Origin of the sequence: Anaerotignum lactatifermentans DSM 14214, assembly GCF_900142265.1 — a bacterium.
GTDB lineage: Bacteria > Bacillota > Clostridia > Lachnospirales > Anaerotignaceae > Anaerotignum > Anaerotignum lactatifermentans.
Genome location: NZ_FRAH01000082.1, coordinates 1 through 13,264, shown reverse-complemented (window position 1 = coordinate 13,264; position 13,264 = coordinate 1). Strand labels below are relative to the sequence as shown.

The window sequence follows — 13,264 nt, the reverse complement described above, 5'->3', positions numbered from 1 at the left end:
AGGATGGCAGTACCAAAACAAATATTACCGCCAAATGCTCAAACAAAAAGGAATCCGGCAAAGTATGAGCCGAAAGGGTAACTGTCTGGACAATGCTGTCATGGAAAATTTCTTTGGATTGCTCAAGAGCGAACTTCTCTATCTTCAACAGTTTCAATCTATGGAACATTTCAAGCAGGAACTGGTGGAATATTTAGATTATTATAATAACCATCAAATCAAAGCAAAGTTAAAGGGCTTGCCACCTGCAATTTACAGACAACAAGCCCTTCTGGCTTCTTAAACAATTTTAATTTGAAAATATTGTCTGACTTTTTGGGTTCAGTTCACTTTAAGGATTCCAGCTATATTTGTTTTCTTATAAGGTGATAGGATTTATTTCTCTTTTTAGTCTAGAACAGGTGCCATCAGTACTCTGCCTGTGCCGCGGAATACGTTTACCAGACCTTCGCCGGAAGCAGCGGAGCCGATCAGTGTTTTACCAGAGCGTTCTACAGTAAAGTCCAGGCTGCCGCTCCATGCGATTGCCATATTGCCGTCGATTTTCAGTACGTCATCTTGAAGATTGATTTCAATCAATTCTTCTCTGGGGCAAGGGCATTCCAACGCTACCACGCCGCTGCCGCTTAAGCCAAGGTTGAACAAACCCTCTCCGCCGGCTACAGCAGAGGACAGATTAGACCGCATAACGGCTTTGTGTGTCAGATTGGAGTCGCAGGCAAGAAACAGACCATCTTCCAGAATCAGAGAGCCGTTCCAGTCTGCCACATCTTCTAGCAGAATGTATTTGTAAGTGGGTTCCAGCACCAAAGTGCCATTGCCAGTATATTCGGGTTTGATGGCAGATTCACCGGTTGCTTTTCCACGGATAGCCTTGCCGAAAAGGTCGCCTACGCCTTTGATGCCTGTGGTGGCATTGACGTTGCCAACCATCCACTGCATAGCACCTGCCTGCAATGTGATATTGGCTTTTTTCAAATCACAGATGACCTGACGTCTGCGCACATTCATTTCAGAAGCGAAATAAGCCGTAGCTGCATTTGCAGGAGAAACACTTAAATCCCGCAGGTATTCAATGACGGTAAAAGGTCCCAATTCTGTCAAAACACGAATGTCATCATTTTCCAAAAGATTTTTGATCTGATACATAAATAATGCCTCCTTTACATCCATAAAAGGTATTATGATTCATACAATGTTACTTTACCATATTTTGTAAAATACAGCAATGACTTCGTTGCTAAGAAAAAAGTATTGGGGTGCGGGATTGTAATTTTATGGGGAATTGTTTATACTAAAAGCATGTAATTTGAAAGAAAGGATCATGGTGAGTTATGGATCAGAAAATAATCGTTGCACTGGATGCCATGGGCGGGGACTTGGCACCTATGGAAACCGTCAAAGGTGCTGTGGATGCAGTCAAAGAAATGAATGTGCTGGTAAAACTGGTAGGCAGAGAAGAAGATGTCAAGCGGGAACTGGCAAAATATACATATCCCAAAGAAAAAATCGAAGTGGTGCATGCGGAAGAAGTCATCAGCACCGATGAAGTGCCTACTATGGCAATTCGCAAAAAGAAAAATTCCTCTATGGTCGTAGGTATGCAGCTGGTGAAAAATGGGGAGGCTGACGCCTTTGTTTCCGCCGGTAGTACTGGTGCTTTGCTGACAGGCTCTCTGCTCATTGTAGGTCGTCTGCCGGGCGTAGAACGTCCTGTATTGGGTACTTGCCTGCCTACCAAGAATGGCTTTACATTCTTAGTAGACAGCGGCGCAAATGTGGACTGTAAAGCAAAATATCTGGAACAGTTTGGTAAAATGGGTTCCGTTTACGTAGAAAACGTATTTGGCAAGAAAAATCCTTCGGTTGCACTGGTGAATATTGGTGCCGAAAAGGAAAAAGGTGATAGCCTGACAAAAGAGGCTTATGAGCTTCTGGAAGTATCTGATTTGAATTTTGTGGGCAATATTGAGCCTAGAAATATTCCTTTCGGGGAAGCAGATGTCATTGTCTGCGACGGCTTTGTAGGCAATACCATTTTGAAATTTGCCGAAGGCTTGAGCAAAACATTGGTGGACATCATCAAGTCTGAAATCACCAAAGGCGCTTATAAAATTGCTGCGGCTATGTTGGTAAAACCTTTCCGCAATGTAAAAAAATATTTCGATGCAGACGAAGTAGGTGGTGCGCCTTTTATCGGTCTGAAATCCCTTGTGGTAAAGGCTCATGGCAGTTCCAATGCCAAGGCATTCAAAAATGCCATCAGACAGTGTGTGCTGTTTAAAGAAGCTGACATTGTAGGGAAAATTCAGGATAAACTGTAAGCAGTGTAATTTTGTGTACAAAATGGGAAAAAACTTCTGTTTTTCCAGGATTTCTGCTGACAAAATGTCGGAAATAGAGTATAGTATTGACAGAAAAGAAAAGAGGAGGTTGAAAATATGGACGAAACTGTTGTAACGCAGATCATTGCGGACCAGCTGCATATTTCTGCAGATAGTTTACGGGAGGAAACTTCCTTTAAAGACATCGGTGCGGATTCTCTGGATTTGTTCCAGATCATTTCTGCATTGGAGGAAGCCTATGACATCGAATTTGACAACGATGCGGCGGAGAATATGAAAACCATTGGGGATGCGTTGGATTATATCAGAAGAGTAGTGGAGAAGTAATATGAATTATTTGAATTTGGAAGAATTTGAAAAAAAACTGGGATATCATTTTGCGGATAAGCATTTGCTGCTGCTGGCACTGACTCATAGTTCCTATGCCAATGAAAACAAAAAAGGCAGTCACGAAAATAATGAAAGACTGGAATTTTTAGGCGATGCAGTGCTGGACATGGTGGTAAGTGAATATATGTACCGCAAATTCCCGGAAATGCCGGAAGGGGAACTGACCAAACTGCGGGCGGCAGTGGTTTGTGAAGGCTCTCTGGCAGGTCTGTCCAGAAAATTGGGCGTAGGCAGAAATCTGTTTTTGGGCAAAGGGGAAGAAAGTACCGGCGGCAGAAACAGAGATTCTATCCTTGCAGATGCTTTTGAAGCCATTATTGGCGCGGTATGTATGGATGGCGGTATCGAAGCCGCTTCTACATATGTTATGCGGTTTATGGAAGATCAGATTGCTCAGACAAAGACCAATTTCCGCAATCTGGACTGCAAGACCCATTTGCAGGAAATCATCCAGAAAATCAGCAAGGTTCCTGTACACTATGCCATTGTAGATGAAAAGGGTCCTGACCACAACAAAGTCTTTGTGGCAGAAGTGACCCACGAAGGCAAGGTGCTGGGACAGGGCAGTGGCAAGAGCAAAAAAGAAGCAGAACAGAATGCAGCCAATGCAGCATTGGAAAAAATGAAAGCATAATAAGAGAGCAGGTGATTGCAAAGGATATTCTTTTTCAATCACCTGCTTTTTCGTGAAAAAAGAGCCGAAGAGTCGGCTCTTTTGTTTTAGAGAAAATGTTTATACTTCTACCAGATCGTATTCTCTGGAACCAAAGCCCAAAGCGGCAGCGGCTTCGATGGTATGAACGCCATTGCGGCTTTCGATACGTTCAATGAGGTGGTCGCGTCCGGGATCATCAGCGGCATAAACCAAATCCAGACAAGCCTGGTCAATGGCGATAGGGTCTAAGGATACCAGAATACCAATATCCTTCATGCAAGGGTCTTCAGCAACTGCACAGCAGTCGCAGTCCACAGACATGTTTTTCATGACATTGACGTAGATTACATTGCCTTTGAAGTATTCCACAACGGAAGATGCTGCATCTGCCATGGATTCCAGAAATGCATCATGGTCTGCTGTCCAGATCTTTTCTGGTTCCCCTGCGCCGTGGATATAGGCTTTCCCAAAGGAAGATGCCACACCGATGGAAAGCTGCTTCAATGCGCCGCCGTAGCCGCCCATGGGGTGCCCTTTGAAGTGGGAGAGTACCAGCATGGAATCATAGTCTGCAAGATGTTTGCCTACATAGTTTTTCTGAATCTGTTTGCCCTTAGGGATTTCCAGCACCATATCAGGGTCTTCTGCGTCCATCAGGTCTACTTTGAAATAGGCATCCCATCCGTGACGAGTCAGCAGCGCTTTGTGTTTTTCAGTGGTGTTCCGTTCGCCTTCATAAGCGGTATTGCATTCTACAACGGTGCCGCCTACAAAGTCGATGACAGGTTTCCAGAAATCCGGTTTCAGGAAATTCTGGTTGCCTTCTTCACCGGAGTGAAGCTTGATGGCAATATTGCCAGTGAGTTCTTTGCCAGCCATTTTATATAATTCCAGGACTTTTTCCGGTGTGATTTCACGGGAAAAGTATACTTTTGCAGCCATAGAAAAAACCTCCTTTATGACAGTTGTATTTTCTTTTATGGTAACAAAGTAGAAAGAAAATAACAAGGGATTGGGAAAAAAACAGAAAAAAACTGCCGCAGGAGATTTCCTGCGACAGTATGAAATATCAGCCTTTGCCATTCCAGCAATAGGTGCAGACTTTGTCACGGTCAATGCCGATGGCATCCAGCAGACCATCCAGGGACTGATAGCCCAAGGAGTCAAAGCCCAGTTTTTCACAGATGGAGCGGAGCATGCATTTGCCTCTTTCTGTGGAAGCGTCTGCATATTCATCCAGATGTTTATGTCCTTCGTCGCCTTCCAGTTCCTGTACGACACGGCGTGCCAGCAGATCCATATCGGAGCCGTTGCTGGAGAAATTCAGATATTTGCAGCTATACATGATGGGAGGACATGCGGAACGCATATGTACCTCTGCTGCGTGAGAACGATAGAGGAATTCAACAGTTTCTCTCAGCTGTGTACCACGAACGATGGAGTCGTCCACAAACAGCAGCTTTTTCCCTTCAATCAGTTCGGGAACGGGAATCTGTTTCATTTTTGCTACCTGATTACGAACTTTCTGGTTGGCAGGCATGAAAGAACGAGGCCAGGTGGGTGTATATTTTACAAAAGGACGGGCAAAAGCTTTGCCGCTTTCTTTGGAATAACCAATGGCATGGGGGATACCGGAGTCGGGCACGCCTGCAACGTAGTCTACATCAGGCAGTGTGCCGTTTTTCTTTTCGTTTGCTGCCATGATTTCCCCGTTTTTGTAACGCATCACTTCGACATTGATGCCTTCGTAGTTGGAGTTGGGGTAGCCATAGTAGCTGAACAGGAATGCGCAAATCTTCATATCCTTGCCGGCAGGATTCAGTGTTTCATAGCCGTCAGGTGTGATCTTAACGATTTCACGGGGACCAAGTTCATATACGTTTTCATAGCCTAGTTTGGTGTAGGCAAAGGATTCGAAGGAAACACAGTAGCCTTCGTGGTCTTTGCCGATAAGAACAGGCAGTCTGCCCATTTTATCTCTGGCAGCGATGATGGAATCATCTTCTGTCAGAATCAGAATGGTTGCGGAACCGTCAATCTGTTCCTGTGCATGGAGGATACCGGAAACCAGATCGTCTTTCTGGTTGATCAGTGCGGCGATGAGTTCTGTGGCATTGACTTTGCCGGAGCTCATTGCCATAAACTGGTGTCCATGGTCAGAGAAGTAGTTTTTGATGAGCTCATCAGCGTTGTTGATGACACCGACTGTTGTGATGGCATATAAGCCCAGATGAGAACGTACCAGAAGGGGCTGAGGATCGGAGTCGCTGATGCAGCCGATGCCGGAATGACCCTGAAAATCGATCAGATCTTTTTCAAATTTGGTACGAAAAGGTGTGTTTTCGATGTTGTGAATCTGGCGTTGGAAGCCTTTTTCCCGGCTGTGGATGACCATACCGCCTCTGCGTGTGCCCAGATGAGAATGATAGTCCACCCCGAAAAAGATATCAAGTACGCAATCCTGCTTGGAAGTTACGCCAAAAAAACCGCCCATGATGGTTCCTCCTTATGATTCTAAAAAATGATGGTATCTCTTGTTGCTCCAAAATTGATAAGGCATGCTGTGCATGCCATCATTTCTATTTTATACGAAAAAACGATGGAATACAACAAAAACAGCACTGGAAGATTTCACATAAAAACCGATTTCCAATGAAAATTTGCGGTGAAAGAAAGTCCAAAAGAAATAATGTTCGGGAAAAATGACGACGATTTGAAAAGGTGGGGGAAATCTTGCCCAAAAAGAAACCATGAAAAAAGCCGGAAATAAAAAATCATTGGAGAGTATCTATAAAAATGGAAAAAAATGTTTTCCAAAGAGGAGATGGAACAATGTCTTTTCCACGTATACCATTGTGTACAGCTGTTGGGACAAGACTTTATCCCACCCGCAAAAAACAGAAAGGCAAGTGTCCCGTCCGCTTGATTGGAAAGACACTTGCCTGTTCTGTATACTGCTTATGCAGCGTTACGGCATGAAAGTTTATGGAAAGTGGACATCAGAAAGAGGTATGATGCCCAATGTAGCAGGCGATTCCAGCATCCAGATAAAGGCTCTGCAATGCGGTCATGGCTTCGTCTGTCATTTCGCCGCCAGTAGCATAATCGTATGTTTTGCCCAGCTGTTCCCATTTGGTCTGACCCAAACGATGGAATTTCAGCAGGTTGATTTCAAAGAGATCATTTTCCTTCATAAAGGAAATGAGTTTTTTTGCGTTTTCTTCGCTGTCATTGTAGCCGCAGATGGTAGGCTGACGCAGCACCAGACGACCTTTCCAGCCGCTTTGTTTCAGAGCGCGGATGTTGTCCAGAATCAGTTCATTGCCTACGCTTGTTCCGGCTTTATGTGCCTCACTGTCCATGTTTTTCACATCAATAAAGGCAAAGTCGATGTACTGCATTACATCCAGAAATTTTTCTCTGGGGAAATGCGCGCTGGTTTCAATGGCAGTATGGATGCCCAGCTTATGACAGCCCTTCAGGACTTCTATGAGGAAATCATGTTGTGTGATGGGGTCGCCGCCGCTGAATGTGACGCCACCGTTGCTGCCCCAGCTGCTGAAATCTCTGCGGAGGATTTGCAGGAGTTCATCGCTGGTGTATTCCCGCACACACTGTTTCGGTGCCCGGTTGGGGCAGATGGAGGTGCAGGGAAAGTCGTGACAATCCTTACACTTGTTCCAGTCCACCTGAGGGGCTGTCCTGGCTCCATGGTGATGGCGCCCGTGGGACAGACAGAAAGACATACGTCACAGCCTTTGTCCCATTTGCAGGATGCCTGGGCAAACATCAGATGCTTGCCGTAAATCCAGCTTTCCGGGTTTGCGCACCAACGGCACTGCAAAGGACAGCCTGTCATAAATACTGTGGTGCGGCAGCCGGGTCCGTCATGGACAGAAAAGGACTGAATATCGAAAATATGTCCGCGTGCATCCATAGGCTTACCCCCGTGCTGCTTTGTAGTGCTCGCAGCAGAAAGCACCACATTTCGCATAAGTCCAGTTTTCTTTTTCAAAGCCTTTGCATGTGCCGATGCCGTGTTTGTCTGCATCTGCGAAGCATGCACAGTTGCCGCATACGGGCGCTGGCTGGAAATGACCGCAGGCATCGCTGCCATTGCCGTCAATGGGAACGATCTGTTTGGAAAGGGCACACATGCCTTTCTCACAGTCTAAGTTGATATAGTTAATGCATTCTACATGTTTCATGGTTTCACGCCTCCACTTAAACTTCTTCATATTCGGTACGATAGATAACCTCATCCTGGATGGGTTTGCCGATTTCGCACCAGTACTGTGTAAAGCCAGCTACACGAACCATCAGGTCACGATACTGGTCAGGTGTTTTCTGCGCTTCTTTCAATATGTCGGAGCTTACCACGTTGAACTGTACGTGGAAACCGCCTTTACGCATATAAGTACGAACCAGTTCCAGCAGTTTTCTGGTGCCCTGTACGCCCTGAACAGAAGAAGGATGCAGTTTCAGGTTCATCTGTGCATTCTGGTTCTGAGAATGATCGTAAACGGTTGCAGATTCAAAGAGGGCATAAACGCCGTTTTTATCTGTGCCAGGGGCGGCAGATACGGAACCGTCGGAGTATGTGGTGCCTGCTAAGCGACCATCGGCTGTTGCCAGTGTGATGAAGCCCTGAGGACCATGGGTGGAAACGGAAATCTGGCAGAGATATTCCGGTTTGCCAAAGAAGGACTCCAGTGTAGGCAGATAATGCAGCAGGTACATGTGGTAATCCCGCAGCAGCTGGTCTGCATAAGGATCTGCGTTGCCGTATTTCGGTGCGTTGATGCAGTCTGCAAAGATTTCAGCGTATTTCTGAGCGTCGTCTGTGCTTTCGCGATAATCAGGAGAGAATACGCCGGTGTCGTAAGCGGTGCGGAAACCGAAGTTATGCAGCATTGCATCTGTCATTTCTTCCAATGTATATTTCTTGGTGTCGTATACGTTTTTCTTTAAAGACGCCAGAGAGTTGATGAATGTGATGGTACCGCAGGATTCAAAGTTGATGCAGGCGTTATAACGAGCGCCACAGTTGCCGATGTGCTGACCTTTCTTGAAGCAGTCTGGTTTCAGCAGGGAGTTTACGGCAGGCATGTTGTATTTGCGCCATACGTCCATCTGAATGTTGTTGACTTTGTTTACAATGCGGTTGCTGATGTCCAGATATTCTTTCCACTGATCCAGCAGTTCATCAAATATTTTCAGTTTCTTGTTATGAGGAGGGAATACCTGTTTTCCGGTACGTTTGTCCACGCCGTTTGTCAGTACCAGTTCCAGAACCTTTGGCAGACCTGTGAAGTGGATACCGGTGCCGCAAGTAGGGGAAGCGCCGCCGGGGATCATGGTCACTTTGCCGTTGTATTCCAGAGGCAGGAAGCAGCCGGGTGCAGATTCCAGACAGCCGCCCAGACACCATGCACGTGCATCATACAGATCCATACCTTCGGGGTCATACTGACGGAGCATGAAGTTCATGCCCACCTGATTGTTCATCCATGCAGGATAGCCCATGCCCAGTTTGGTACAAGCAGCAGCTTTCATAAGGAAGTCCTCAGGCAGCTTTTCATCGTAAAGGATGGAAAGGGTAGGCTGAGGTGTCTGCGCGCGCATACCTGCTTCGATGATGAGGTATTCCAAAGGTGTAACCGCAGACAGACCGTCGTAGTTCTGACCGCCCAAAGACAGGTTGTTGAATGTGTTGCCGGAAAGAACGCCGCCGGATACGCCAGCAGAAGCAAAACATTCGATACATGTGATCTTGATGCGGTACAGTTCCAGCAGTTCCACAACTTCTTCTTCTGTGGTGGTGCCGTCAGCGATGTCTTTTTCATAGAAGGGCTGCAATACCTGACCCAGACGACCGATGGACTGACCAGACTGAGGGTCTTCGTTTACAACGCCCAGATGCAGACACAGTGTCATCTGCAGTGCTTCACGGAATGTAGAAGGACGTTTGTGAGCGATGTTGTGCATTACCTGTGCGATTTCCAGATAATTCTTTTTGTATGCTTCATCGGGTTCGCGAGAAGCCAGATCTTCTGCTTTGCGTGCGTAGTTTTCGCACCACTGGCTCAGACCTTTGACGATTTCTTTCATAGCAGCATAGTAGTAGCCGCGGCTCATGCCCAGAACGCCGTCGCCGCCAGTTTCGCCCATGGTTTCTGCGATTTTTTCATCGCACAGTTCCAGAATGCCGTCAAAGCCGTACTGCAAAGGCATGTAATAGTTCATAACTTCACGGCCCTGCGGAATTGCGAAGGAGTCGAACATAACCAGAACGCTGTCCATGATGTTCTGGAACTGTTCAAAGCCGGGAAGTGTTTTTGCGTATTTTGTGGAAATATCTTCTACGGAAATGCCGTCCCAATATTTGGATACTTTTACCAGAACCGGAATGTCTTCTTTCCGCATACCAAATTTTTTCGCAATGGAGATGACTTCGCCATAGCTTTCTGTAACGTTGCCGCCGCCGGCGCCAACAACAGAACCGGAGTCAGCTTCGTTTTCAGCAGGCGCTTCTGCTTCTTCCATGAGGGATTCCGCAAGGGAATTGAAGAAGCTTGCACAAACCCAAGGGAAGGGGAAGGCACCACGCAGATGTTTTGTCTTGTTCATAACAAGTTTTTCATAAGGCAAAATGGTAGGTGTGCTGTGTGCCAGAGAAGCGGCAACGGCTTTTGCACGGCGTACTTCCAACAGATCACCGTCATTTTCCCACCATACACGGTTGTACCAGTAGGCACTTTCCATATCTGCGGTTACTTTCAGCAGATAATAGATGTCCATGATACGCTGGAAGCTCTCAGCGGCAGCGGGAATATCCTGCTCCTGCACTTCCTTTAACTGTTCATCAGTGATACCTCTTGCTTTGAGGATTTCTTGTAATTTCATCTCATTACTTTCCGAACTTTTTCAACCTGCCTTTCTGTGAATGATGATGGTTTTATTATGGCAGGCATACATGCTTTCGTTAAGTGCAAATTGCACTATTTGAAAAATATGATAAACTATTCACAAAATCAAAAACATATGAAAGGAAGAATTTGTATATGCATGAGAGAATCTGGGCGAACTGGCAGGATTTTGTAGGAAAATTGGATATATACCCCATGATTCGACCTTATCTGGAAACAAGTCAGATCACCATTCATGAAGTTCCTGCCAAGACATGTATTTCCAATGCAGCCGATGAGGGATATCGCATTGTTTATATTTTGCAAGGGTCTGTGAAAGTTGTCAGCCTGACTTATCGCGGCATACGTATTTTACTGGATGAAATTGGCGTGGGCAGCTTTTCCGGCCATATCAGCCGTATGCGTGGTTATAGCTTCGATGCCAATATCATTGCGGAAACTCCTTGTGTTTATCTGGAATTTCCAGATCAGCTTTTCTGCCAGCTCATGGAAAATCCGGCGTTTGCCCTGGAATTTTACCGCAGTACCAGCAGCCGTACCTATCAGATGTATCGGAAAGTCTTTAGTCTGACGCTTTTTACAGCAGAAGAAAATACGGCGATGTATTGTCTGATGCATCCTGCAAGACTGCAAAGCTATACGCTGGATGAAATTTGCGAAGAAATCGGCATCAGCCGCCGCAGCCTTTGTTACGTACTGAAAAAATGGAGAAAAGAGGGTATATTAAAAGGTAAGGAAAAACGAGATCGAATTGCTGACCATGAGCAGTTGATGCAGATTGCAGAGCATATCCGACAGTTTTACGACATTCCATAACGAAAAAAATAGAACAAATGTTTGTATATTTTCGCTGTTCCCCTATACTTTAGTATTTAACTGTGATATACTTTTTGGTAGTCGATGAGCACATAGAAACAAAATGGATGTTTATATGGTGCTTTGCAGTCAGAGGCTTGACTGCATGAGAATGATTTGTGTAAACGGAGGTGTGTCATGGACAACCATTTAAAATACATTCCAAATTTCAGCCTACTGGTGACCAGCCACAGACAATCGAGAAAATCGCCGATGGATTTCAAAAAGGCTTGAAATTTCAGACTTTGGTGGGGGTAACGGGTTCCGGGAAAACCTTTACCATGGCAAACGTCATTGAAAAAATACAGAAACCTACGCTGGTCATTGCCCATAATAAAACATTGGCAGCCCAGCTTTATAATGAATTGAAGGAATTTTTCCCGGAAAATGCGGTAGAGTATTTCGTCAGTTAGAGTAAAATGCGTTCTGTGAATACAATATATAGAATGTATTTTTGATTTTGATATGATATATAGTGGTGTTTTGGACTAAATGGACATAATAACACACTATGGATTTCAGTGTTTAGTGACCAAAATTCGTAAATGGGATATCATATAACTAGTTGGATATAATCAATATTTATACAAAAAAACAAGCTATAACATAACAAGTTAGCATATGGTAGCATAAGGAGTGTTTACTATGAGTGAAATATGTTATAGCGACTTAGAGCAAAAAAATGATTACAGTGCAAAAATTATGTACTTGGATGTAGATGAAATTTCTGATTTTCCAGACCATCCATACCATGTAATTGAAGATGAAAATTTAATGGAACTTTCCGAAAGCATCAAAAAGTATGGCGTCATGGTACCCTTGATTGTTAGATTAGTAGACAACAAGTATCAGATGGTGGCAGGGCATAGAAGAAAAGCAGCTTCTATTTTGGCAGAACAATACAAGGTTCCCTGCATAATCAAGGAGTTAAGTGATGAAGATGCCATCATTACGATGGTTGATTCAAATATCCAAAGAGAAAACATATTGCCATCGGAAAAAGCATTTGCATATAAAATGCGAATGGATGCGATCAAAAGAAAAGGTGGCAGACCAAGAAAGAATAATGTTGTGCCACTGGCACATAATTTTCAGAAGAAAACTTCGAGACAGTTGATTGGAGAGCAGGTAGGAGAAAGTCAGGATCAGGTTCGAAGATATATCCGTCTAACATACTTAATAAAACCATTATTAGATATGGTGGATATGAAAAAAATAGCTCTGCGTCCTGCTGTGGAACTTTCTTACTTATCTTCGGAAAGCCAAGAGATATTGTTGGAAGTGATGGCGGAATTTGATTGCACACCAAGCCATGCACAGGCGATTCAACTGCGAAAGCTGGAAGAAGAACAGACAATATGTTTATTTACTATAGAAAAGATATTATCTGAACAAAAAGGTAATCAGAAAGAGCAGCTGAAAGTGCCTGTGGAAAAGATACAAAAATATTTTTCTCCAGGAACTTCACAAAAGACTATGAAAAAAACAATTATGGAAGCACTGGAAATGTATTATAGATTAAAAGTGCAGGAAAGAAGAAAAAAGTGAATATTGGAATAGAAAAAGTGCTGTCCGAGCGAAATAATGGATGGCACTTTTTTTATTCCAATATTGTTGTGATTCTATCACTTTAACAATATAAAAATATAGAAAACAATGGAAAAAGGAGGATTTTTATGGGAAAGATTATTGCAGTTGCAAATCAGAAAGGTGGCGTAGGAAAAACAACTACCTGTGCCAATTTAGGCATTTGTTTGGCAAAGGAAGGGAAGAAGGTACTTTTAATTGATGCCGATCCACAAGGCAGCTTGACAATCAGTATGGGTTATCCGCAGCCAGATCAGCTGGAAGTATCTCTGGCAACAATTCTTGGAAAAGTAATTAAGGAAGAAGAAATTATGCCAACAGAAGGAATTTTACACCATGAGGAAGGCATTGATATTTTGCCTGGCAATATCGAGCTTTCTGGTTTAGAGGTATCTTTAGTTAATGTTATGAGCAGGGAACAGATTTTAAAGCAGTATGTATCACTGATAAAAGATAGGTATGACTATATTATCATTGATTGTATGCCTTCACTTAGTACATTG

The 13,264-nt window shown here is 44.3% G+C and carries 13 protein-coding genes and 1 pseudogene; 8 read left to right on the top strand and 6 right to left on the bottom strand.

Features of this window, described 5'->3' with window-relative positions; genetic code table 11:
- Positions 1-283: IS3 family transposase (locus tag BUB35_RS15775; RefSeq protein ID WP_143185477.1), on the top strand; the 283-nt coding region annotated here is incomplete at its 5' end.
- 104 nt (positions 284-387) lie between these two features.
- On the opposite strand, the gene BUB35_RS15770 is transcribed toward BUB35_RS15775, so the two are convergent.
- Positions 388-1,149 (bottom strand): AIM24 family protein, encoded by a 762-nt coding sequence (locus BUB35_RS15770; RefSeq protein ID WP_072853305.1) that lies wholly within the window; start codon positions 1,147-1,149, stop codon positions 388-390.
- A gap of 185 nt (positions 1,150-1,334) precedes the next feature.
- Between BUB35_RS15770 and plsX the strand changes: the two genes are divergently transcribed.
- The 3 genes from plsX (at position 1,335) to rnc (ending at position 3,369) form a co-directional block, all read left to right on the top strand.
- Complete coding sequence (gene plsX / locus BUB35_RS15765; RefSeq protein WP_072853303.1) at positions 1,335-2,324, top strand: phosphate acyltransferase PlsX; 990 nt, start codon at positions 1,335-1,337, stop codon at positions 2,322-2,324.
- Positions 2,325-2,441: 117 nt separating this feature from the next.
- Positions 2,442-2,672 carry an acyl carrier protein gene (locus tag BUB35_RS15760; protein WP_072853301.1) on the top strand — a complete coding sequence of 77 codons (231 nt, stop codon included), beginning with the start codon at positions 2,442-2,444 and terminating at the stop codon, positions 2,670-2,672.
- 1 nt (position 2,673) lies between these two features.
- The gene (gene rnc / locus BUB35_RS15755) at positions 2,674-3,369 is read left to right on the top strand and encodes a ribonuclease III (protein WP_022364222.1); all 696 of its coding nucleotides are present in this window, start codon (positions 2,674-2,676) and stop codon (positions 3,367-3,369) included.
- A gap of 99 nt (positions 3,370-3,468) precedes the next feature.
- Here rnc and BUB35_RS15750 read toward each other — a convergent pair whose 3' ends face one another.
- The 5 genes from BUB35_RS15750 to hpdB all read right to left on the bottom strand — a co-directional run bounded on the left by BUB35_RS15750 (position 3,469) and on the right by hpdB (position 10,296).
- The gene (locus BUB35_RS15750; protein WP_072853299.1) at positions 3,469-4,332 is read right to left on the bottom strand and encodes a DUF362 domain-containing protein; all 864 of its coding nucleotides are present in this window, start codon (positions 4,330-4,332) and stop codon (positions 3,469-3,471) included.
- Between the two features lie 127 nt (positions 4,333-4,459).
- On the bottom strand, positions 4,460-5,884 hold the full coding sequence (locus BUB35_RS15745) for an amidophosphoribosyltransferase (RefSeq protein WP_072853297.1): 1,425 nt from the start codon (positions 5,882-5,884) through the stop codon (positions 4,460-4,462).
- A 505-nt stretch (positions 5,885-6,389) separates the two neighbouring features.
- A complete protein-coding gene (locus BUB35_RS15740) occupies positions 6,390-7,079 on the bottom strand; it encodes a glycyl-radical enzyme activating protein (protein ID WP_334292970.1) in 690 nt (229 codons plus the stop codon).
- A 252-nt stretch (positions 7,080-7,331) separates the two neighbouring features.
- Positions 7,332-7,598, bottom strand: coding sequence for a 4-hydroxyphenylacetate decarboxylase small subunit (gene hpdC / locus BUB35_RS15735; protein ID WP_084730744.1), 267 nt, complete (start codon positions 7,596-7,598; stop codon positions 7,332-7,334).
- 16 nt (positions 7,599-7,614) lie between these two features.
- The gene (gene hpdB / locus BUB35_RS15730; protein WP_072853293.1) at positions 7,615-10,296 is read right to left on the bottom strand and encodes a 4-hydroxyphenylacetate decarboxylase large subunit; all 2,682 of its coding nucleotides are present in this window, start codon (positions 10,294-10,296) and stop codon (positions 7,615-7,617) included.
- A gap of 158 nt (positions 10,297-10,454) precedes the next feature.
- Between hpdB and BUB35_RS15725 the strand changes: the two genes are divergently transcribed.
- From BUB35_RS15725 to BUB35_RS15710, 4 genes and pseudogenes are all read left to right on the top strand, one after another.
- Positions 10,455-11,135: a Crp/Fnr family transcriptional regulator gene (locus BUB35_RS15725; RefSeq protein ID WP_072853291.1), complete on the top strand. Its 681-nt coding sequence runs from the start codon at positions 10,455-10,457 to the stop codon at positions 11,133-11,135.
- A 170-nt stretch (positions 11,136-11,305) separates the two neighbouring features.
- A pseudogene (locus tag BUB35_RS15720) lies at positions 11,306-11,584 on the top strand (DEAD/DEAH box helicase family protein); the annotation flags it as partial.
- 235 nt (positions 11,585-11,819) lie between these two features.
- Positions 11,820-12,722: a ParB/RepB/Spo0J family partition protein gene (locus BUB35_RS15715; RefSeq protein ID WP_072853287.1), complete on the top strand. Its 903-nt coding sequence runs from the start codon at positions 11,820-11,822 to the stop codon at positions 12,720-12,722.
- A 128-nt stretch (positions 12,723-12,850) separates the two neighbouring features.
- A partial coding sequence (locus BUB35_RS15710; protein WP_159432863.1) for a ParA family protein occupies positions 12,851-13,264 on the top strand: 414 nt, incomplete at its 3' end.